Origin of the sequence: Pseudoalteromonas sp. UBA6610 (assembly GCF_002433295.1) — a bacterium.
Lineage (GTDB): Bacteria > Pseudomonadota > Gammaproteobacteria > Enterobacterales > Alteromonadaceae > Pseudoalteromonas > Pseudoalteromonas atlantica.
This window is the reverse complement of sequence record NZ_DJHW01000142.1, coordinates 24,136-45,322: the sequence shown is the minus strand read 5'-3', so window position 1 is coordinate 45,322 and position 21,187 is coordinate 24,136. Positions and strand designations below refer to the sequence as shown.

20 protein-coding genes and 1 tRNA gene are annotated in these 21,187 nt (G+C 40.3%); 13 read left to right on the top strand and 8 right to left on the bottom strand.

The features are described 5' to 3' along the window. Positions 1-227: 227 nt before the first annotated feature. From zapB to B4F91_RS19145, 8 genes are all read left to right on the top strand, one after another. Positions 228-458: a cell division protein ZapB gene (gene zapB / locus B4F91_RS19180; protein WP_024031454.1), complete on the top strand. Its 231-nt coding sequence runs from the start codon at positions 228-230 to the stop codon at positions 456-458. After that, positions 458-760 carry a cell division protein ZapA gene (locus B4F91_RS19175; RefSeq protein WP_004587640.1) on the top strand — a complete coding sequence of 101 codons (303 nt, stop codon included), beginning with the start codon at positions 458-460 and terminating at the stop codon, positions 758-760. The genes zapB and B4F91_RS19175 overlap by 1 nt, the downstream gene beginning before the upstream one ends. A gap of 62 nt (positions 761-822) precedes the next feature. Beyond that, positions 823-1,845: an MBL fold metallo-hydrolase gene (locus tag B4F91_RS19170; RefSeq protein WP_286937479.1), complete on the top strand. Its 1,023-nt coding sequence runs from the start codon at positions 823-825 to the stop codon at positions 1,843-1,845. Between the two features lie 36 nt (positions 1,846-1,881). Beyond that, a complete protein-coding gene (locus B4F91_RS19165; RefSeq protein ID WP_286937480.1) occupies positions 1,882-3,360 on the top strand; it encodes a LysM peptidoglycan-binding domain-containing protein in 1,479 nt (492 codons plus the stop codon). 67 nt (positions 3,361-3,427) lie between these two features. Next, positions 3,428-3,916 carry an FKBP-type peptidyl-prolyl cis-trans isomerase gene (locus B4F91_RS19160; protein WP_286937483.1) on the top strand — a complete coding sequence of 163 codons (489 nt, stop codon included), beginning with the start codon at positions 3,428-3,430 and terminating at the stop codon, positions 3,914-3,916. A 26-nt stretch (positions 3,917-3,942) separates the two neighbouring features. Then, positions 3,943-4,671 carry an SDR family NAD(P)-dependent oxidoreductase gene (locus B4F91_RS19155; RefSeq protein WP_029772595.1) on the top strand — a complete coding sequence of 243 codons (729 nt, stop codon included), beginning with the start codon at positions 3,943-3,945 and terminating at the stop codon, positions 4,669-4,671. A 10-nt stretch (positions 4,672-4,681) separates the two neighbouring features. Next, on the top strand, positions 4,682-5,524 hold the full coding sequence (locus B4F91_RS19150) for an amidohydrolase family protein (protein ID WP_286937485.1): 843 nt from the start codon (positions 4,682-4,684) through the stop codon (positions 5,522-5,524). Positions 5,525-5,570: 46 nt separating this feature from the next. After that, positions 5,571-5,942 carry a hypothetical protein gene (locus B4F91_RS19145; RefSeq protein WP_286937486.1) on the top strand — a complete coding sequence of 124 codons (372 nt, stop codon included), beginning with the start codon at positions 5,571-5,573 and terminating at the stop codon, positions 5,940-5,942. 139 nt (positions 5,943-6,081) lie between these two features. On the opposite strand, the gene B4F91_RS19140 is transcribed toward B4F91_RS19145, so the two are convergent. The 4 genes from B4F91_RS19140 to B4F91_RS19125 all read right to left on the bottom strand — a co-directional run bounded on the left by B4F91_RS19140 (position 6,082) and on the right by B4F91_RS19125 (position 9,240). Continuing rightward, positions 6,082-7,257, bottom strand: a complete 1,176-nt coding sequence (locus B4F91_RS19140; protein WP_286937489.1) for a mandelate racemase/muconate lactonizing enzyme family protein — start codon at positions 7,255-7,257, stop codon at positions 6,082-6,084. Between the two features lie 25 nt (positions 7,258-7,282). Further along, positions 7,283-8,050 (bottom strand): class II aldolase/adducin family protein, encoded by a 768-nt coding sequence (locus tag B4F91_RS19135; RefSeq protein ID WP_024031462.1) that lies wholly within the window; start codon positions 8,048-8,050, stop codon positions 7,283-7,285. Between the two features lie 166 nt (positions 8,051-8,216). After that, the gene (locus tag B4F91_RS19130) at positions 8,217-8,540 is read right to left on the bottom strand and encodes a c-type cytochrome (RefSeq protein WP_004587649.1); all 324 of its coding nucleotides are present in this window, start codon (positions 8,538-8,540) and stop codon (positions 8,217-8,219) included. Between the two features lie 160 nt (positions 8,541-8,700). After that, positions 8,701-9,240, bottom strand: a complete 540-nt coding sequence (locus B4F91_RS19125; RefSeq protein WP_004587650.1) for a DUF2058 domain-containing protein — start codon at positions 9,238-9,240, stop codon at positions 8,701-8,703. A gap of 199 nt (positions 9,241-9,439) precedes the next feature. On the opposite strand from B4F91_RS19125, the gene B4F91_RS19120 reads away from it, so the two are divergent. After that, positions 9,440-10,585 carry an MFS transporter gene (locus B4F91_RS19120; RefSeq protein WP_029772600.1) on the top strand — a complete coding sequence of 382 codons (1,146 nt, stop codon included), beginning with the start codon at positions 9,440-9,442 and terminating at the stop codon, positions 10,583-10,585. Here the strand turns inward: B4F91_RS19120 and B4F91_RS19115 are convergent. Both B4F91_RS19115 and B4F91_RS19110 read right to left on the bottom strand, forming a co-directional pair. Beyond that, positions 10,552-11,052: a prolyl-tRNA synthetase associated domain-containing protein gene (locus B4F91_RS19115; RefSeq protein WP_004587652.1), complete on the bottom strand. Its 501-nt coding sequence runs from the start codon at positions 11,050-11,052 to the stop codon at positions 10,552-10,554. The genes B4F91_RS19120 and B4F91_RS19115 overlap by 34 nt on opposite strands. 1 nt (position 11,053) lies before the next feature. After that, complete coding sequence (locus B4F91_RS19110) at positions 11,054-11,455, bottom strand: hypothetical protein (protein ID WP_024031465.1); 402 nt, start codon at positions 11,453-11,455, stop codon at positions 11,054-11,056. Between the two features lie 164 nt (positions 11,456-11,619). Here B4F91_RS19110 and B4F91_RS19105 point away from each other — a divergent pair. The 4 genes from B4F91_RS19105 (at position 11,620) to B4F91_RS19090 (ending at position 18,613) form a co-directional block, all read left to right on the top strand. Next, positions 11,620-11,695 (top strand) — tRNA-Ala (locus B4F91_RS19105). A 154-nt stretch (positions 11,696-11,849) separates the two neighbouring features. Further along, a complete protein-coding gene (locus tag B4F91_RS19100) occupies positions 11,850-13,112 on the top strand; it encodes an ABC transporter substrate-binding protein (RefSeq protein WP_286937492.1) in 1,263 nt (420 codons plus the stop codon). Then, on the top strand, positions 13,112-16,330 hold the full coding sequence (locus B4F91_RS19095; RefSeq protein WP_286937493.1) for an ATP-binding protein: 3,219 nt from the start codon (positions 13,112-13,114) through the stop codon (positions 16,328-16,330). Before B4F91_RS19100 ends, B4F91_RS19095 begins: the two co-directional genes overlap by 1 nt. 57 nt (positions 16,331-16,387) lie before the next feature. Then, positions 16,388-18,613: a two-component system response regulator gene (locus B4F91_RS19090; RefSeq protein ID WP_273603276.1), complete on the top strand. Its 2,226-nt coding sequence runs from the start codon at positions 16,388-16,390 to the stop codon at positions 18,611-18,613. A 45-nt stretch (positions 18,614-18,658) separates the two neighbouring features. On the opposite strand, the gene B4F91_RS19085 is transcribed toward B4F91_RS19090, so the two are convergent. Continuing rightward, complete coding sequence (locus B4F91_RS19085; RefSeq protein ID WP_286937496.1) at positions 18,659-19,906, bottom strand: glutamate-5-semialdehyde dehydrogenase; 1,248 nt, start codon at positions 19,904-19,906, stop codon at positions 18,659-18,661. Then, the gene (gene proB, locus B4F91_RS19080) at positions 19,903-21,009 is read right to left on the bottom strand and encodes a glutamate 5-kinase (RefSeq protein ID WP_004587658.1); all 1,107 of its coding nucleotides are present in this window, start codon (positions 21,007-21,009) and stop codon (positions 19,903-19,905) included. The genes B4F91_RS19085 and proB overlap by 4 nt, the downstream gene beginning before the upstream one ends. Positions 21,010-21,187: the final 178 nt, after the last annotated feature.

The following is a 21,187-nucleotide window of genomic DNA, read 5'->3' as shown; positions in this document are numbered from 1 at the left end:
GCTATACGCAATTTAATATCGGCAGTGAACCATAAGCTCTGTATTTTGGCAACCTATACACCGCTTTGCGAGCAGTTAAGTGAACCATTTATGAACAAAAAAGCCGCCACCCTGAATTATCACTTAATAAACAATAAAATTGTGCTAAAACCACCGTAAATGCTGGCAAAACAACACACTTTGCTTTACATTTGCATGACATTAATTACAGTTATATGAGCGCCTTTATGAACAACACAACTCTTCAACAACTCGAACAACTGATTGACTCGCTTATCGAGCGCAACAACCAATTACAAACAGATGTTGCTAGCTTAAAAGAGCAAAACGCAAAACTAAGTGACGAAAACGAAATTTTACAACTAGAAGCCCTTGAAAACGAAGAAAAGCAAAAAGATGCCAGCTCTACGTTAACAGGCTTACTTGATAAACTACAAAGCGCACAACAGGCAAGCTAATGTCTGAGCTGCAAAACCAGCGGGTCACAGTTGAGTTGCTAGGTAAAGAGCAGCAGTTTGCATGCCCGGTTGGGCAAGAAGATGCATTAATAGCAGCAGCACAAAATTTAAATGACTTGGTTGAGCAAACAAAGCAACGCTCATCAGTTCGCAACGAACAACAGGCGATACTTTTAGCAGCACTTACACTTAGCCATGAGTTGCTAGAAGCTAAAACGCATGCCAGTGTAGAGCAACAGCAGCAAGATCAACTCATTGATAAACTCAGCCAATGCTTGGCGAGTGACCCAATAAAAAAATAAAAAGCGCCCCGTGCGCTTTTTGTTTATTATGAGGGTAAATAAATGCTGCGCAGAGACACACAATGACATTAAAACCCCTTTTAGTAACTGTAATCCCCGCCCTTTTTATTACCCTTAGCCTATTTTCTCACTCTAGTAAGGCAGCGGTTACTTGGCAGCAAATAAACGAAAATGTACAATTTTTAAAACAACAAGATAAGCTACGTTTTTACGATTCAAACCAAGTGCTCATAGAGGGCGAGCAATGCGCACTCATGGTAGATGCAAGCGGAAACTTTGCAGCCGTTGAAGCACTGGCAAAACAATTAAAAAAACACCTTAAAACCCCGCTCTGTTATTTAATTGCGACCCACTTTCATGATGACCATTTACTCGGCATGGCCGTATTACAAAACGCTTTCCCAAAAGCGCAGCTAATAGTACATCAACAGGTAGCCGATAATTTTGCCACATACCAACAGGCTTACGATGATAAGTTAGCAGGCTATGAAAAAAGTATAGAGTTGAGCTATCAGCGCTTAGCCACATTGCCCGAGCAACAGCAAACACAGTGGCGCGAAAAGCTCTCTTTAGCTAAACAACGTTTTTTACGTTGGAAAAACTATAACTTAAAATCACCTAGCACCGTAATCAGCGAGCAACAAAGTATTGATTTAGGTAACTTTGCGGTACAAATAACGCCCGAAAAAGCCCACACAAACGGCGATTTAACACTTAGCACTAATAATGGCACGCTGCTAATAGGCGGCGATATTGTTGACTGGCTCCCCTACCCAGGCCACGGCCAGTTACAAAATTGGCAAGCCTTGCTCAAACGCTATATTAATCAGCCTAATTTGCGTACAATACTTCCCGGCCACGGCGGGGCGCTTGAAAAAGCGCAACTTAAGCAGCCTTTATTGTTTTTAACAAATTTAATAACCCATGTGAAAAACAATAAAAAACAAACGCTTGAGCAACTTACTGAGAGTTTCCCTGCGGATGTTTTAGCACCATATAAACAAGAAGCGTTAAATACAAAGTCGAGCCAGTTATTTTTACAGGCTGGGCTTAAGCGCGCCCAGTTAATTGAGCACGCGCAGTAGTGTTATAAAATAAAGGATTGTAGATAAGAGATGAAGATGCGTGGATTGCTTGTAAGTTGTGTAATTATTTTTTTGTATGGCTGTAACAGCACACAAACACAACCCGAAACAGACGCACCACAAATTTTTACTCACTTTGAGCCAAGCTACGAAAACCAAATAGAGCTTGAGCCTGTACAGCCAAAACAATTACAACAAGCCAATACTGCGCCGCCGGTAAAGGCAAAAAAAACAATTGTAAAAAAGCGCCCCGCCAAAGCTAAAAACCTATGGGTGCATATTGCCAACAACCTACATTTTACGGTGTATCAAAATCGCGCCTTAAAAAAGCGTATTAACTGGTATTTAAAACAACCTAACTATTTACCCACGGTAAATAAACGCGCCGCGCCTTATTTGTATCATATCGTAAAAAAAATTGAGCAAAAGCGCCTGCCTATGGAGCTGGCTTTACTGCCCTTTGTAGAAAGTGATTTTAGACCCACCATTGCCTCATCGCAGCAAGCAGTAGGTGTTTGGCAGTTAGTGGCCGCCACAGCGCATCATTTTGGCATTAAATCCGATCAGTGGTATGACGGCCGACAAGATGTACTTGCCTCCACCGATGCCGCACTTGAATACCTCAGCTATTTACACAAACGCTTTGATGGCGACTGGCTACACGCCCTAGCGGCTTATAATAGTGGTGAGGGGCGTGTTAAACGAGCCATTGAGCGAAATAAAAAGCGCGGTAAAAGTACCGATTACTTTTCTCTAAAGCTGCCAAAAGAAACGGCCGACTACGTACCTAAACTGTTAGCGCTAAGCTACTTAGTTAAACACCCGCAAAAAGGCTTTAAGCGCCCTAAACTGGCTAATAAACCAATAACAACGCAAATGAATGTTGGCCAACAGTTTGATTTTTCGGTCATCGCTAAGCTCTCTGGGGTTGGCTCAAAACAGTTGCACGCGCTTAACCAAGGCTATTTAAAAAATCAAAGCTCACCTAATGGCCCCCACTCATTGCTTTTACCTATCGGCCAAGAAGCACTGTTGAAAAGTCAGTTTTTTAAGTCTAATTTTGCAGGCGAATACATCGTTAAAAAAAATGATACGCTATACAGCATTGCAAGGCGCTTCAGCATGTCGGTAAACGCGTTAAAGCAGCTCAATGGCAAACAAAATAATATGATAGGCATAGGTGAAAAACTGCTGGTTGGACAGCCTAAAACGCTCCCAAAATCGCTCACTATAGATTATCAAATTAGTCCTTATTTAGAGCCACAAGAAGTCGTGATCCCCACCATTGAAATAGACTATGAAGTAAAACAAGGCGATAGCTTGTGGAGCATTAGTCAGCTTTACGAAGTGCCGCACAGTGATTTAGCTAAATGGAACAACTTAAGTGCCTCAAGCATTTTAAAGCCTGGCACGCAATTAACGCTATTTATTCCCCAGGCAGAAAAACCCAAACAGCCGCAGCAAAAACAAGATTTACTGCAAGATCTACAAAAATCACTTATTCAACCACGCTGAGTTTATAAAGCTCGGTATTTCGCGTAAAATCGGCTTTTAACTTAGTCAAAAACTTAAAGAGACAAGCATGCAAATTAGCAAAAATTCAGCAGTTGAATTTCATTACACATTAAGCGAAGCGGGCGAGCAACTAGAAAGCAGTGTAAACCACGCGCCTCTTAGCTATATTCATGGCAGCGAAGGCATGCTTCCTGGCTTAGAAAAAGCCCTTGAAGGCAAAGCCGCAGGCGATAAGTTTAGCGTAACACTTGAGCCAAGCGAGTCATACGGTGAGCGCGTTGACGATTTAATTCAGCGTATTCCGCTTAAGCACCTACAAGGTGACGTAAAAGTGTGGAAACCAGGTATGACTGCGATGGTGCACTCAAACCAAGGCCAACACCAGGTAACATTAGTTAAAGTAGGCCGCTTTAATGCAGATTGCGATTTAAACCACCCGTTTGCAGGCAAAGCGCTAACGTTTGATTTAGAAGTGGTATCGGTTCGTGAAGCAACCAGTGAAGAGATTTCGCATGGCCATGTTCACGCTGAAGGCGGCTGTGGTCACTCTCACTAATCACACACCTTAAATTAGGAGCAAGTATGTCTAAGGTTGCTATTGTTACAGGCGGTACAAAAGGCATTGGATTAGCGGTTGTAAAACGCTTTATTGAAAATGGCTACACGGTGCACAATCTGGATATTGAGTACAGCGAGCTGGGGGTTTTTCACCAATGCGATGTGAGTAATGTTAGTGCTGTAAAAGCCTGTATTACGGCCATTTGTAAACAAAGCTCACGCATAGATGTACTTGTTTCTAACGCTGGTAAACACCTCAGTGCTAGCATAGAGGATACCGATGAGCACACTTTCGATGCGTTATTTGCATTGAACGTTAAAGGGGCATATGCGGCTGTACAAAGTGTACTACCCAGCATGAAAGCGCAAAACAATGGCGCCATTATTTTAATAGCCTCAGATCAGGCAATAATTGGTAAACCTAACTCGTTTGCCTACAACCTGACAAAGCATGCTCTTGCTTCTATGGCAAAAACTACAGCACTTGATTACGCCCAATTTAATATTCGCGCGAATGCGGTATGCCCAGGGACAATAGAAACCCCTCTATTTCATAACGCGATAGATGCTTATTGTAAAAAAAGTGGGGCTAACAAGGCCGATATAGTGGCAGAAGAGGCAAGCCTTCAACCGCTAAACCGCTTAGGACAAGCTGATGAAGTTGCCGCGTTAGTTAGCTTTTTAGCAAGTGATGATGCAAGCTTTATAACCGGTAGCCTACAAAATATTGATGGCGGATATACCACACAATGAGCACATGCCGATGAGCCTGAAAATTATTGACCCCCATGTGCATTTTTTTAACCTTGCCGAGGGGCAATATACTTGGCTGCAAGGCGAAAACCCACCAGCATGGCCAAATTTAGAGTTAATAAAACAACCTATTAGTGAAAAAAAGCTACTAGAGAGTAGTGACTTTACCCTCGCCGGCATAGTACATATAGAGGCAGGTTTTGATAACAACGCCCCCATTAACGAACTTAATTGGCTAACGGCGCATTTAAAAAAGCTTCCCTTTAAAGCCATTAGTTACGCTCAGTTAGATTGCGCACCTGTGCAATTTGCAAAAGCAATAAACGCCCTTGCCCACCCGCATTTAATAGGCATACGGGATATCACCGAAGGCGCAGACGCACAGCGATTATTAAACCCAGTGTGCTTTAGTAATTTGCAAACCCTTTGCCAGCAAGGGCTGCATTATGAAGCCCAGTTTGAACTTGAAAATACTGCAATAGCTGCTCAGCTTGCTCGTTACGCTAAGGCGCTGCCTCAGCTAAAAATAATAATAAACCATGGCGGCCTACCTAATAATATTAATAGCTGGCAGCAAAGCATTCGCATGCTAAGTGCGCACAATAATATAGCGATTAAGTTTTCGGGTTTTGAGCTTTTAGCGTTGAATTTACAACAGCAACAAGATTGTTTTGAAACTATGCTCTCGTACTTTGGCGAGCAGCGCATTATGTTTGCGAGTAACTTTCCGGTTTGCCAAATTAACGCAAGCTATAATGATGTTTGGCATAGCCATCAAGCTTTGTGTAAAACAAATAAAATATGGCACAACCTTAGCTACGCAAATGCTAAGCATTTTTATAACATGCCCTAGTTAAGCTATATTAAATTTAACCACTTACGTAAATGCGGCAATGACTATGACATTACACTCGCAATTACCAGCCCTTGGCATCTTAACTATTTTAAGTGGTTGCGCATCTAACACGCAGCCTACACCTAAGCTGCATCATGCCTTACTTACCGAGCCAAATAGCCAAGCGGTAGAGCGTGTTATAGAGCGCTTAATGCATATAAAAAACGTAACGCTTGCTGACGATATCTTTATTCACACCAGTACCTTTACTCTTAAAAACACAAACCGTAGCGATATAACAGCCAATCAACAGCTTAACTTTCCCGATCAATTTGAGTTAATGATAAACAATAATCGCTGCTATATACGCCACCTTGATAGTAAAGCCACCGCTGAGATAAAAGGCGTTACGTGTACAATTAATCTTGCCAATTAAACCCACTAACTATTCAAATGGTATTGCTCATCGGTATTAGAGAAACACAGCTATAAAAAAGCCGGTAAGTGAGCTATCACTTACCGGCTTTTACTTTAAACAATAGCATTTAAATAACGCTCTTTAAATAAAGCTTTAATTATTTAATTTCTACACGCTGCGAGCGCATAACAATCTCATCATTTAATTCAATGCCTAAGCCTGGCTCTTCTGATACTTCAAAAAAGCCATTTTTTGGTTGTGGATCTTGTAAGCACAGCTCTCGGTTCCACTTTTTAATGGCATAAGTATGATGCTCATGAATCAAAAAGTTAGGAATAGCGGTTTCTAAATGAAGCGATGCAGCTGTAGCAACAGGCCCGCCACATACATGCGCCTGAATACGCACATCAAAAATATCGGCGTAGTCACATACTTTTTTAGTTTCAGTAAAGCCACCACATAAACCGATATCGGGTTGTAGTACATCAATGCTTTGATCTTCTAAATAAGGACGCACACCCCAGCGGTTGTATAAACGCTCACCGCCTGCAATTGGCACTGCCACTTTATCTGCTACTTTTGCATGTAAAGAATGGTTTAAGTAGTTAACTGGCTCCTCGTAGTACATGCAATCAAACTCTTCGGCTATTTCACCAATTTGTATTGCAGAGGTCGCGCCAGGTAAGCTGTGGCACTCAAAAATAATATCCACTTCATCGCCAACTGCTTCACGTATAGCTTGCATACGAGCACGGTATAGCTTCATTTCAGCGCGAGAAATTATTTTAGTACGGTCGTAATACGTATTGCCGTCTTTATCGTATTGGATAGGGTCAACTTTTACTGCATCATAACCTTCGCCAATCGCTTTTAACGCAGCTTCTGCGTATTCTTGCGGTTGTACTAACGCTTTAAATTCGCTGTCCCAATCAAACTGTAACTGCGATGCATAAGTACGCAGCTTATCGTTTACTTTACCGCCTAGTAATTGGTATACAGGTAAACCAAGTACTTTACCTTTTATATCCCAAAGTGCTGTATCTATGGCGCTCATTGCTGCATAAACAACAGGGCCGCCACCTAAACCCCAAAAGCTTTCGCGTAACATACGCGACCATAACTTTTCGGTTTGAAACGGGTCGTGCCCAATTAAAAAAGCATCAGCCATTTCTTTTATCATTGCCGCTGCTGCGCTGTGGCCTAAATCGTAAGCCAAACCAGCCTCACCTACACCACTAATACCTTCATCGGTATGAATACGTACAAAAACCGGCGTCCATGCTGGACGCTCTGGGCAATGAATATCAAATACTTCTACGCGATTTACTTTCATTAAAATTCCTTATTAGCCACGCAGGCTATTGTGCAAAACTGGGATCAAGTCGGTACGCTTTTCGTAACATGGCAGGCCACGCTAATTGCCCACCTGTGCTGCCGCTATGTACCACATTAGCTTGGTTATAAATATTGTCGATAATTGGCTGCGGCACCGGAATAACCTCTTGTGAGCTGGCTTGTAATGCAAGCTGAATTTCGCAGGCACGTTGCAAGTCATAAAAACGCATAAAGGCATCGCCTACGGTTGGGCCTACGGTTAAGCCACCATGATTTACCAATAGCATATGATTGGTATTGCCTAAATCATCTTGTAATACTTTGCGCTCGTCATCATTTACAGCCAGCCCTTCATAGCCATGGTACGACAGCGAAGGGAGCGAAAACATAGAGTATTGGCTTAGTGGCAATAGGCCATTTTTTTGTGTAGCAACGGCAATGGTTTCTTTTGTATGTAAGTGAATAACACAATGAGCATCTTCACGCACTTCGTGAATTGCGCTATGAATAGTAAAACCTGCTGGGTTAATGCTAAAGGGGGTGTCGTCAATAATATTGCCGTGCAAATCAACCTTTACTAGGTTTGATGCAGTTACTTCGTCAAACGTTAAGCCAAACGCATTTACAAGGTAGTGATCAGTGCCAGGTAAACGTGCCGATAAATGCGTGTATATTAAATCCCCCCAACGAAAATGCTCTACTAATCGGTAGCAAGCTGCTAAATCTACGCGCAATTGCCACTCTTGCTCCGACACTTTATTTTTTAAATCTAGTTGGGGTAAATCAATCATAATCAGCCTTTTAAAATACGTACAACAACTCAGGTACGAATAGATGTTTAGAAGTCTAAAGCAGTATTAATTTTATAGCAAACACAAACAAAACAGCCACACAATTGTGTGGCTGTTTACGCTGCGCTTTAATTTAAAACGATAATACGTTTTTAAACGCGGTGCTTTATTTTACCTTTGAAAGGTAGTCAGCAATTGCTTCAAACTCTTCGTCCGTTACCGTTGCAACCATTGCTTTCATTGCGGCAGTCATACCATTGCTACGCGCGCCCGATTTAATATCTTTCATTTGGGCCACTAAATAGTCTTTGTTTTGACCATTAATTTTAGGGTATGCGCCCATAATAGGTGCTTTACCTTCTGCACCGTGACATGTTTGACACATTTTTTGGGTGTAAAGGGCTTCGCCATCTGCAGCGGCGGCGTTAAACGAAAAACTTGCGGCTAAACTAATACCCGCGCCTACTATTAGTGCTTTCATCTTGCTCATTATATTCACTCTTCTTTTTGACGGTTAGAAAATAGTCTATTTATTGTAGTAAACAATCTAGTAAAAAGCATACGTATCAATTTACGTTAGGCGATCAAACAAACATGACTACGTTTTCAGCCATTGTTGTTAACTTTAGCAAACAATACTGAACAGACACTTACCATACTAAATCATCTGGTACTTCAAAGTCTGCATATGGGTCGTCTTCATCTTTTGGTTTGTTTTCAGGTTCAACATGAAAAACAATGTACTTTTCATCAACTTCTGCGACTTTACGCGCCGGCTCATCATCGAGTACGTAAAACTGCCCTTCCAGTACACAAATAGCTAAACGACCACCCGATAACGCTTTTTGGGTTTTCTCGTTTACATCTATCCCTTTTACTTTGTTATCGTAAGTAAAATTAAAGGTACGCTCACCACGAATAGAGTCTTGGTTATGGTGCTCAAGTATTTGCTTAACACGAGCAACCTGCTCACGTTGCTTAAGCTCTTCTTGGCGCGACTGGTTAAGTTCTTCAGCCTTTTTTTGCTGCTCTAATTTAGTTTGCTGTATGTGCTTTTGCAGATCGCTTGGGTTACTGGTAGCCCCTTTTTTTTGCTTTTTTTGTTGCTTACGTTTTTCTGACTTAGCAACTTTAGCTTTGTGCGATGTTGTTAACCCTGCTTGCAGCAATTGGTCTTGTAATGAACCCATGGCTTTGTTCCACTAAAAACTTATATTAGGTTTATTTTAATCACCAACGAGTACAAATAACAGTGCTATTAGCATTAATCTAGCAAAGGGCTGAATATACACTTTGATTTAGCGCAATTGTTAATGATTTAACCTATGAAATATAAGCCATTTTTCATATACTTTGGCTAACTTATCAGCTTATGTTTTAAGCCTTACAATGCGTTTTGCTCATTTACTTATTTGCTCGGTGTTTATATTTTTTGTGCTGTACGCACCTCAGCCTTTATTGAGCTTATTTGCTAGCGAATTTAACGTTCCCCCTGCGCTTGCCGGCAGCTTAATGAGCGTAACCATGCTGCCTTTAGCAATTGCACCTTTGGTTTATGGGCTATTTTTAGCCAAGCAAAACCCGCTTATTATTTTACGTATTGCTATGTTTATTTTAGGGGTTAGCTGCATACTGTTTACAGTAGCGCCAAGTTTTGAGCTATTACTTTTGGTGCGCTTTATACAAGGCTTAACCTTACCTGCCGCGCTTACCGCGATGACAAGCTTTATTGGTATACGTTACAGCGCAGATGCCTTACAAAAAAATATGACCTTATACATAGGCAGTACCATAGCTGGCGGCTACTTTGGCCGAGTATTAGCCGCTTTATTTAGTGATGTATGGCATTGGCAAAGTTTTTATTATGTTATTTCGATTGTGCTTATTGGCCTGGCTATAAGTATAAAGCCCACGGGCTTTGTGGTATCTAATCAATCAGCGCTTACGCCGTTAACGTATATTAAGCAGCTAAAAGATGCGGCAGTACTAAAATTGTATGGCGCCGTTTTTTGTATGTTTTTTTGCTTTGCAGCCTTATTAAATTACCTACCATTTATTTTGCAAAACACCTTTTTAATTACAAACACACGCGATATTGGCTTAGTGTACAGCGGCTACTTAATCGGTGCTTTAGCATCTATTGCAACACCTTGGCTTGCTAAAAAAGTGCCTTCAGCTTGGCATTTACTTGCTGCGGTTTTTATCGTGTATAACTTAAGCATTGTATTACTTATAAGCCAGCAACTGAGTGTATTTTTAATCGCGTTTACGTTATTTTGTGCTGCTATGTTTGTTATACACTCAAGCGCTGCTCCGCTTGTTAACAAGATTAGCAAAGCGCCTGCAAGTGTAACAAATGGCGGGTATGTATCGTTTTATTATAGTGGCGGGGCACTGGGCTCGTTATTGCCTGGTATTGTTTATCAACACTCAGGGCAAACTGCATTTATGCTTTGCTTACTGAGTGTGTGTTTTATTGGTTTAGTCTTAGTCACTTTAGGCTATCGAGAAGGTAAAAACATTACCCGAGGCTGATGCCCTGTATGCTCAAAAAAGGTATTTAAATCATTTTTTGAAAGCAGCCAAGTTTGGGTGTTTTCAAACGGGTGACAATGAAACAGCTCGTTAAACCAAATATCTTGATCAAGCCACAAAGTAACATTGCTTTGTTTATCGTTTGCTAAAGCAAGCATAGACACACACCCGGGCGCCACTTTTAAATAACGTGCTAACCGCTCGCTAGAGGCAAACCCCAACCGAGAAAGCCCCTGTTGCTTAGATAGGGTTTTTAAATCGAGCTGTTTGTCGTGTGCGGTAATTACTAAAAAGTGCTTTTTGCCCTCGTTATCACGCAAAAACAAGTTTTTAAGTCGCGTACCTGGGCGCTCCACCATAAATGCATCAGCATCTAAACTGGTATGTAACGCAGGGTGTTCTATTACATCGTAATTTATACCTAATTGCGCTAACAACTGCGCAAGCTTTGCTTTATCGGCCAACATACTACAAACAACGCCCTCTTAACTGCACACTTAAGTCACGCCATAGTACTTGTGTAATTTCGTGTTTATTTTCACAATAGTTATTTTCACTAAGGGTTTCGTTTAAAAACCTGACGGCTTCATCCTCAAGCTTAAGTTTTAACACACTAGAGTCTTCGAAGTGTTCTTGTTCTATGTAACGTTTTACATCAGAGCGGCTCGGTCTTTTTTCGCCTCGCCCGCCGTTATTTAAGTTTATGTTACTGCGATGCTCAGCCTTTACCGATACAACATAAGCAAATATTTTGTTACCTTGCTCATCCACGTTCTCATAAAACTGCTTGTTATTTATTTCATAAGGAGGCGCTTCATTACTTGCACACCCTGCAAGTAGCAAAGCAAGTATACAGATACTTTTTTTCATTGTTTTTGTCGTTTCGCGAGGTATTTTTCTCGAGTCTATCAAAAATAAACGATAACAGTTAAATATTGCTAAAAAATACTTGACCAAATTTATAAAAATATTTAGAGTTCACCCCGCTTGGAACTCAGCAGCCAAGTAATTACAACTATGTAATTTAGGAATGTGGGGCTATAGCTCAGCTGGGAGAGCGCCTGCCTTGCACGCAGGAGGTCAGCAGTTCGATCCTGCTTAGCTCCACCACTTTCCTACTCTTCTATTACTTCCTATTTTTCATCGTCTTATTATTCTTTTATCTTCTACAAAATAACTTTTATATTTGCGCATTCCTTGTTTGTTTAGTCTTTGTTGGCTATAAATTATCTCATCTGTAGCAATCATACTTTTGGCTTAAACAATGGATACCCCTAAACGCACCACGTTAAAAAAGCTCGCTGTCATCGGTTTAACCGCGGGTGTAGTTACACATGTACCATATGTGTTTGCCCGAAAAAAAGTAACCCTAAGAGTCTTAGGAACACATGTAACGCTACAAGAAGCCATTCGTAAACAAGCAATGCTTGATTTAGGCATAAATATAGAATTTTCCCCTGCAGGTAGTGCTGCCGTATTACAAAAAGCCTCCATGGACCCTGGCTCATTTGATTTATATGAGCAATGGTCAAACAGTATAAATGTGCTTTGGCGGGCGGGGTCTATTCAGCCCATAGAAAAAAAACGGCTAACCTACTTTAATGAAATAAATTCTCTAACCAAAACGGGGAAGCTCACCCCCGATGCAAAATTAGGTGCAGGCGACGCCCCTTATAAATTACTCAATGTACAAGAGGACGGCACACTAAGCGCAAACGAAAGCGATTACATTAGCTTTTTGCCCTATGTACATAATGTTGACTCTTTTGGCTATAACACCGCTAAGATAAAACCTGGCATTGCCTACGAAACTGAAAGTTGGGGCTGGTTACTTGATGATGCCCACCGAGGTAAAGTAGGCATTGTAAATGCACCCACAATTGGCTTATTTGACCTTGCCTTGGCAGCACAAAGCAAAGGGTTAATAACATTTAAAGATATTGGTGCGATTACTCGCTCCGAGCTTGACCGTTTATTTAGTATTTTAATTGACTATAAACGCCAAGGGCATTTTGCAGGTTATTGGAACTCGGTGCCAGAGTCTGTTGAATTTATGAAAAGCCAACGCGTGCACATAGAAAGTATGTTTTCCCCCGCTGTGGCCGCGCTCAATAGTCAAAATGTTAACGTGCGATTTGCCGCTCCAAAAGAGGGCTACCGTGGTTGGCATGGGGTAATGTGCTTATCGTCACAGGTTAATAATAATCAAAAAGATGCCGCATACGATTACATGAACTGGTGGCTTTCGGGGTGGGCCGGCGCATTTATTGCTCGCCAAGGGTATTACATTAGTAACCCACAGCGCTCAAAATCAATGCTTTCACCAAGTGAATGGGATTACTGGTACTTAGGCAAGCCCACTTCGGTTGACTTACTAAACACCCAAAAACAAGTCGCAGTAAAAGCCGGCGAGCAGCGAAATGGTGGTAGCTATTTAAAACGCTTAAGCAATGTAGCTGTTTGGAATAGCGTTATGCCGACTTACGATTACAGCTTGCAAAAATGGTATGAGTTAATAAGCAGATAATGATAACCCGTTCAATAAAATCAAAAATAATAATTGCCCTCTGCGTATTAATTACTTTATTAATTTTGCAAAGTTACCTATTCAATTATTCGCAAAAATCACTTTTTGAGCTGCAAAATGCGCAGCACAAAGCTTTATTACAAAGCGAGTCCGTTACCCGTTTAGAAAACGATGTGATTTCTTTACAAAGCCAAGCCATTGCTTATCTAGATCATGCTAATAGCAATACCATTGAAAAGTTTAATATGCACTTAAATGCTGCAAAAAGGGATTTAGATACGCTAAGTACATATTTAAATGAGTATGATGAAAACTATCAAAACAATATAAAGCGCCTTAACGAGTACTTAAATAATTATCAAGATACATTTAATCGCGTAGTCGTTAACAGAACCAAACGAGAGCAGCTGTACATTACACAGTTCAAACAACCTATTGAAGCGCTAAAAGCACAACTTAATGAGCTTAAAAAAAACACGCTAACCAACAAGCAAAATAAAATAGTGAATACCCTTTTAACTATTAGCAATATAGAACAAGCAACAACCAATTATTTACACAAGCCAAATTATGATGAAGCACAAAATGTGCAAGATAACCTAGCACACTTAAATACCCTACTGGCGAGTATTGAAACCGCTAATGTTAACCTACTTAATAATACTGACGAGCTTGAGCAAGCGTATAGCCAATTAGTTATTTTAACCCGTAGCTATACGTTTTCGATAAATGTAGTTTTAACAGGAATAGAAAACGAGCTGCTTTACCTAGCCGAAAAAATTAGGGATGTAGAGAAGCAAAAGCTCACCCAGACCGAGCAGCAGCTAAGAGACCACGTATTAAAAAGTACCGAAATGGCCAACCTTTTTGCCGCGCTGATCACTGTTATCATAATAGTAATTACCTTTTTTATATTTAACTCTGTCATTAAGCCCATTGCGAAATTAACTAAGCTGTTAAATGATATGAGCAATGAAAAGCAAGTAACACTAAATAGTGATGAGCATCATCAAAATGAAATTAACTCGGTTATTACCGCGGCTAATGCGCTGTATTTAAAAAACAAACAAACAAAAGAGCTACTAGCAGAAACCCAAGCGCTTAATTCTAAAATGGAATTAATGAATAAAGAGCTTACAGTTGCCATCACCCAAGCAAAAAATGCCAACCAAGCGAAAGGTGACTTTGTAGCTAATATGAGCCATGAGCTTCGCACTCCAATGAACGGTATTTTAGGCATGCTGCAGCTATTACAAAGCAGCGCTCTTCCAGCAAAACAAAAACACTATGCAGATAAAGCGTTTTCAAGCGCTCAAAACTTACTGCAAATACTTAATAACGTACTCGACTTTTCAAAGCTTGAGTCTGACAAAGTAAAGCTTGAATCAATCCCTTTTACTTTGCATACCGTGGTTTCTAATGTAAAAAATTTATTTTCGGTAAATGCGAAACAAAAAGGGTTGCGCCTTAATTTTGTATTGCATGTTGATGCAGGGCTTGAGCTGATGGGCGATCCACTGCACTTGAGTCAAATTATTAATAACTGTGTAGGTAATGCCATTAAATTTACAGAGCGCGGTGAAGTAACAGTAACAATTGAGGCCACAACACAAGATGAGCAGCAAATACAGTTACGCTTTGGTATTAAAGACACAGGCATAGGCATGACGCCAGAGCAAACCGCCTCAATTTTTGACTCGTTCTACCAAGGCGATTCCAGTACAACACGTAAATATGGCGGCACCGGATTAGGTTTAACTATTTGTAAGCAACTAACCAAGTTACTAGGCGGCGAAATACAAGTACGCAGCACACCCCACGTCGGGAGTGAGTTTTATTTTACACTACCGTTTAAAATGACGAGCAAAGAAGCGCTTAAAAAGCATGCCTTACTAATTAGTCCCGATACTGAGCAAATAAAATCACTCACTAAGTTATTAAGTAACGCTGATATTACTGCAGAAATTACCCAAGAGCCGCTACGTGCAATTGCAAAAATGTCTCAACCGAGTAACCCTTTTAATATTGTGATCATGACGTTGTCACACAAAGAACTAAAAGATAATTTTATTTTGCAGCAACTGTACTTACAAAAACAAAAAAATAAACACAAACTGCTGCTTATTTTACTCATTAACGATCAAGAGCACCCGCAGGCAGTCCCCGATAGCGATCATATTGATATTATAACAATAGGTAATACTCACACTGATTCTCAGTTAATGCGTTTATTATTACCCGACTCAACACAGCTTAAAGAAGGAGAGTCTTACCCACAGTTTACCGGTTACACCGCACTTGCAGTAGATGATAACCCTGTAAACCAAGAGATTCTTGAAGCACTATTAACTAAAATGAATATGACTGTTATCTCTGCAAGTAATGGCGAGGAAGCACTCATTAAAGTAGAAGAAAACGCAATTGATATTATTTTTATGGATATTCAAATGCCAGTGATGGATGGCCTAGAAGCGACGCGAATACTGCGTCAAAGGGGATATACAACGCCTATTGTTGCTGTAACTGCAGCTGTATTTTCTAATGATAAGAAAGCCGCCATTCGAGCAGGCATGGATGACTATTTAGTCAAGCCGTTATTATTTGGTCTGCTTTGTGACAGCATAGAAAAGCATCTAACAAAAACCCATACGTTAAGTACATTAAACCTCAATGTAGCACGCTCTAATCTTGAAGATAATAATGAACTCATTAATTCAATATTCACTAAGTTTAATACCGATTACAGCCACTTTATGGAGGTAGCTGTAAAGCACTTGAAAAATAATGAGCATAAAACATTAGCTAGAGCGATGCATAACTTAAAAGGCTTAGCCGGCACCCTAGGGTTAGAGCTACTAGAGCAAAGCGCTAAAAAAGCAGAGTTAGAACTGAGCAGTAACGCATGCACCGATCTTAGTGTTTTTAATGAACAATTGACCTTAGCACTTTATGCAGTCAGACAGCTACTGGTAACAAACTCTTATAATCATCAGCCAGAAGCTATGAGCTCTGGGCAAAATCCAGATACATTAATTGATGAAATCTATTCTTTAGCGTTATCTGCCCGTCCTATTCCTAGTAAATTAGTTAGAGAAATTGCGCTTCAAAAATTCGATCATTCCCATCCATTATTCAAGCTAAAAGAGGCAATAGATAACTTTAACTACGCTTTAGTGATTAAACTTATTGATAAATACAGAAATAACTATAAAAACTAGACAATTATGGCAACTATAAACTAACTTTAAGGGGTAATTAAAGAATAAGGATTTAGTGTGCATTCAACCTTTCTCGCTGGCAGCAATCAACCTGCAGTAACTCAACCGCGAAAGCCTTTGATACTCATTGTTGATGATGAACCTAGCAACCTACATGTATTAGTTGAGGGCCTACTTGCAGACTACGATGTACGCATTTCAACAAGTGGTGAACAAGCGCTTGTATTTGTTGAATCCACACGCCCAGATTTAATTTTACTCGATATTATGATGCCAGGCATGGATGGCTATGAAGTATGTAAAAGATTAAAAGCAAAGCAAAATACCAAAGGCATTCCCATCATTTTTGTCACCGCACTTACTGAAGTAGAGTCTGAAGAGAAAGGCTTTGCAATGGGTGCCATTGATTATATCCATAAACCTTACAAGTTAGCTTTGGTTAGAGCGCGCATACGTACGCACATTACTGCACAAGGCATGCTAGACAGACTTATCGAAAAAAACTTTGACTTACACGACAAATTACTAGAAATAGAAGCTCTTGCCAAAGAGTTAAGCCAACGCGAGGAAGAACTAAAGCAGCTGTCATCTAAGCAAAAGTTATTTTACCAGGCACTTACTAGTACCGCCGATGGTGTTGTGATTACTAATAGCGGTGGCAAGATTATCGCTGTTAATCCATCGTTTTGTAGAATTACCGGCTATTGCGAAGCTGAATCGTTGGAAATGGATTTAAAAGAGATCAAACAAAATAATCACCCAAGTATTAGCTTTGATGAGGTATGGAAGCACGCTAACGAAGCGGGCTACTGGAGCGGTGAACTTGTAACACGAAGAAAAAATGGCGAGCTATACCCTGAGCTATTAACACTTAGCATGGTAAAAAGCGAGCAAGATACCAACATTCACTACATTGGCGTTTTTAGTGATATTTCAAGCGTAAAAGTAACGCAAGAGCGCATAGATTACCTAACTTGGCATGATGAGCTTACTAAGCTGCCAAACCGTAACGGTTTTTTAAAGCAATTAGAACAGCAACTACAAGATTGCAGTAGCGATAAAACATGTGCCTATATTTATATTATCGACATTGACAGCTTCCACTCTATTAATGATGGCTTAGGGCTTTTAGCAGGGGATAATATTTTAAAGGAGCTTGCTCAGCGTATTCATGCCAATGTAGATAAAAAAGATATTATTGCACGCTTAGGCAGTGATGAATTTGCTGCTTTATGTAGCGTAGATAAAGGAATTGGGCGTACACGTGCGCAATCAATCGCCGAAAACAAAGCGCAAGAGCTTTTAAACGCAGTCAACCGCCCTTTTGACGTTGATGGGCAAGAGGTTAGCTTAACAATTAGTATAGGCACTTATATTTTCCCGCGAGACGATGTATGGGAAAGTGCTATTGAGACAATCAGAAATTGTGAAGCAGCCTGCTATAAAGCCAAAGAAAAAGGCGGAAACAGAGTTACATTTTTTGATACCACATTTGGCGAGCAGGCTAAACGACGTTTTGAAATTGAACAAGACTTAAGAAAAGCCATTCCTCAAAATGAGCTATCCATATTTTTACAGTCGCAATTTGATAGTAAGCAAACGTTAAAAGGCGCAGAAATACTGCTGCGCTGGAATCACCCTCAAAAAGGCTTTATAAGCCCATGTGAATTTATATCAATAGCTGAAGAATCTGATGTTATTTTTGAGTTAGACTGCTGGGTTACAACTAATGCACTTAATTTACTTACCAAGCTTAAATACAGCCACCCAAGTTTGAATATTTCGGTAAATATAAGCGGTCGACATTTTCATGAACCGCGATTTTTAAACTTTATAAGCCAACAAATTAAAAGTGTTGATATTAATCCTCAACAACTCACCATTGAGATAATAGAGGGGACGTTACTTAATCACATGGAAGCGGCCATTGAAGCCGTACACTACCTTAAAAAGCTGGGCGTACGTGTATCAATAGATGACTTTGGCACGGGCTACTCAAGTTTAACCTACTTAAAACAGTTACCTATTCATGAGCTAAAAATAGATCGCTCATTTGTGCTTGAAGCCCCCACTGATAACAACGATAAATTAATTATTGATATGATTGTCAGCCTTGGCAGGTTGTTTCAATTAGAAGTGGTAGCGGAAGGAGTCGAGAATCAATCGCACTTTGACTTATTACAAGAGTACCCTGAGGTTATCCTACAAGGATACCATCTGCACCGGCCTGAGCCATTAGAAAGCTGGTTAGAAAAACTAAACCATACTTTGCAAAATGCATAAAAAAACGCCGATTAAACAATCGGCGTTTTTTATAAGTGGAGTATATTACTTACGTACTTGGCCTTCGCCATTAACTAAATACTTTTCAGTTGTAAGTGACTCAAGCCCCATAGGACCATAAGCATGTAGTTTAGTTGTAGCTATACCAATTTCAGCACCTAACCCTAATTGCGAGCCATCTGAGAAACGCGATGATGCATTTACCATCACTACCGATGCATCAACACTGCGTTGGAAAAGCTCAGCCGCAGTATCGTTTTTAGTACAAATAACCTCAGTGTGGTTTGAACCAAATTGAGCAATATGCTCCACAGCAGCACTAAAGCTTGGTACTACACGAATAGCAATTTCTAAATCTAAGTATTCTTCACCAAATTCATTATCAGCAAGTACTGTAGCATTATCGAAGTATTTTGCAGCTTGCTCATCTGCATTAATTTTCACACCTTCTTGGCGCAATACAACGGCACATAAATTTAAAAATTCATCAGCAACGTCTTGGTGAACCACTAGCCCTTCAAGCGCATTACATACGCCTGTGCGCTGTGTTTTACCATTTAATAATAAATTAACTGCAACCTCTAAGTCGGCATCTTTGTCTACGTATAAATGACACACCCCTTTAAAGTGCTGAATAACAGGAATAGTACTGTTTTCTGTAACAAAGTTAATTAAGCCTTCGCCACCACGAGGGATGATTAAATCAATACTTTCGCGTTGCTGCATTAGCTCCATAAGCAATGCACGGTCTGGATCAGGAATAACTGAGATCAGTGCTTGAGGTAAGTTATGTTTTTCAAGTACACCGTGCATTACACTCGCAATGGCTTGCGAGCTTTTAAGGGCTTCTTTACCGCCGCGTAAAATAACACCATTACCCGATTTAAAACACAATGCGCCTGCATCCGCAGTTACATTAGGACGCGCTTCGTAAATCATACATACAACACCTAATGGCACACGCATTTTACGTATTTTAATGCCATTTGGGCGCTCTGTAATGTCGCGTAGCTGACCGACTGGATCATCTAAACTTACAATAACTTCAATACCCTCTGCCATTGCTTCAATGCGCTCATCGTTAAGCGTTAGGCGGTCGATCATCGAAGCGGCTAAGTTATTATCCCGTGCTGCGCTTAAATCACTTTCGTTTTCTTTAATTATAAATGCTTTTTCTGCGCGTAATGCTGCCGCCATTTCGGTTAACACTTGGTTTTTGGTCTCGGTGTCGAGTAAAGCAAGTGTGTTTGCAGCTTTTGCTGCCTGGCGTGAAATATCCGTAATCAAACTCATGACTTCTCCAATAATGCGATATCTTTTTCTGAAATAACAGGACCAATAGAATCCTGCATTTTTTCGCTAAATTCACTTTGCTCGTTATCTGCAATAAAGCTTAACAAGCAACTACTATAATTTGCGGTGGCTTTTGCTAAACGTGTGCCATCCTCGCTTCTAACTAAAATGGTATCGCCAATGGCAAACTCACCATGAACTTCCATTATTTCATCGCCACGTATGCAACCGTTTTCACCTTCAAGAGACTCATCAAACGAGCCATCTACAACTACTTCACCTTGCTCATTAGCTGTATGCGTCATCCAGTGCACAGCTTCTTGCATTGGTTTTTCATAAGGAAGGAAAACACTACCAGGGTTGTCACCTGCCAATAATCTATTAAAGGTTTCTTCTTTAAAGCCATTAATAATATAAGTAGCAATACCGTGAGACGTTGCTTTTTCGGCAGCTTCAATTTTGGTTTTCATGCCACCGGTTCCTACAGAGCTTGTAGCACATCCTGCCATAGCATAAATAGACTCATCAATTGATTTTATTTCAGGCAGTAAAACTGCATCGTCGTGCAAATTTGGGTTTTTATCATACAGACCATCCACATCAGAAAAAATCATTAATGCATCTGCATCAGCGGCCGCCGCTACCATGGCTGATAAGTTATCGTTGTCACCTACTTTTAAGTCATCAGTTGTTACAGCATCATTTTCGTTAATGATAGGCAGTACACCATGCTCTAACAAAGTAAAAATAGTTTCGCGAATACTTTCATAGCGCTCACGGTCACGTAAATCACCATGGGTTAATAATAATTGCGCTGATGGAAAATCGAAAAAGCGATCCCACATAGCCATCATTTCAGTTTGACCTGCTGCTGCCATCGCTTTTTTCATCACAACTGAACGTGGAATGTCAGATGGGAATAAGTGTGAGCCTGCAGCTACTGAGCCTGAAGATACTAAAATAACTTCAATACCACGAGCACGACAGCGAACAATAAATTGCGCAATGGTTAATAAGTAGCGTGAACGGCACCCATCTTGATCTGGAGCAATTAATGCACTACCTACTTTTAAAACAATACGACGCCAATTTAACTTTTGCATAAAATCTCAACTTTCCATTTTATCTGCATTCACATAGTGTGAACTAAAACTAGGTAATTGCGTAAAAAACACGCAATTTCGAATAGGTTGTTTGTTTATACACTTTTTAAACGCACGCAAATACACGACCTAAAATTGCTTTTAGATTTGTAAAGACATGAAACAGCACCAACCAAAT

Excerpts from the sequence above, each read along its gene's own strand:
- B4F91_RS19100 (WP_286937492.1), top strand. The coding sequence starts at position 11,850 with ATGGATACCCCTAAACGCACCACGTTAAAAAAGCTCGCTGTCATCGGT.
- zapB (WP_024031454.1), top strand. The coding sequence starts at position 228 with ATGAACAACACAACTCTTCAACAACTCGAACAACTGATTGACTCGCTT.
- B4F91_RS19085 (WP_286937496.1), bottom strand. The coding sequence starts at position 19,906 with ATGAGTTTGATTACGGATATTTCACGCCAGGCAGCAAAAGCTGCAAAC.
- B4F91_RS19150 (WP_286937485.1), top strand. The coding sequence starts at position 4,682 with ATGAGCCTGAAAATTATTGACCCCCATGTGCATTTTTTTAACCTTGCC.
- B4F91_RS19170 (WP_286937479.1), top strand. The coding sequence starts at position 823 with ATGACATTAAAACCCCTTTTAGTAACTGTAATCCCCGCCCTTTTTATT.
- B4F91_RS19130 (WP_004587649.1), bottom strand. The coding sequence starts at position 8,540 with ATGAGCAAGATGAAAGCACTAATAGTAGGCGCGGGTATTAGTTTAGCC.
- B4F91_RS19120 (WP_029772600.1), top strand. The coding sequence starts at position 9,440 with ATGCGTTTTGCTCATTTACTTATTTGCTCGGTGTTTATATTTTTTGTG.
- B4F91_RS19115 (WP_004587652.1), bottom strand. The coding sequence starts at position 11,052 with ATGTTGGCCGATAAAGCAAAGCTTGCGCAGTTGTTAGCGCAATTAGGT.
- B4F91_RS19165 (WP_286937480.1), top strand. The coding sequence starts at position 1,882 with ATGCGTGGATTGCTTGTAAGTTGTGTAATTATTTTTTTGTATGGCTGT.
- proB (WP_004587658.1), bottom strand. The coding sequence starts at position 21,009 with ATGCAAAAGTTAAATTGGCGTCGTATTGTTTTAAAAGTAGGTAGTGCA.
- B4F91_RS19095 (WP_286937493.1), top strand. The coding sequence starts at position 13,112 with ATGATAACCCGTTCAATAAAATCAAAAATAATAATTGCCCTCTGCGTA.
- B4F91_RS19175 (WP_004587640.1), top strand. The coding sequence starts at position 458 with ATGTCTGAGCTGCAAAACCAGCGGGTCACAGTTGAGTTGCTAGGTAAA.
- B4F91_RS19110 (WP_024031465.1), bottom strand. The coding sequence starts at position 11,455 with ATGAAAAAAAGTATCTGTATACTTGCTTTGCTACTTGCAGGGTGTGCA.
- B4F91_RS19125 (WP_004587650.1), bottom strand. The coding sequence starts at position 9,240 with ATGGGTTCATTACAAGACCAATTGCTGCAAGCAGGGTTAACAACATCG.
- B4F91_RS19160 (WP_286937483.1), top strand. The coding sequence starts at position 3,428 with ATGCAAATTAGCAAAAATTCAGCAGTTGAATTTCATTACACATTAAGC.
- B4F91_RS19155 (WP_029772595.1), top strand. The coding sequence starts at position 3,943 with ATGTCTAAGGTTGCTATTGTTACAGGCGGTACAAAAGGCATTGGATTA.
- B4F91_RS19135 (WP_024031462.1), bottom strand. The coding sequence starts at position 8,050 with ATGATTGATTTACCCCAACTAGATTTAAAAAATAAAGTGTCGGAGCAA.
- B4F91_RS19140 (WP_286937489.1), bottom strand. The coding sequence starts at position 7,257 with ATGAAAGTAAATCGCGTAGAAGTATTTGATATTCATTGCCCAGAGCGT.
- B4F91_RS19145 (WP_286937486.1), top strand. The coding sequence starts at position 5,571 with ATGACATTACACTCGCAATTACCAGCCCTTGGCATCTTAACTATTTTA.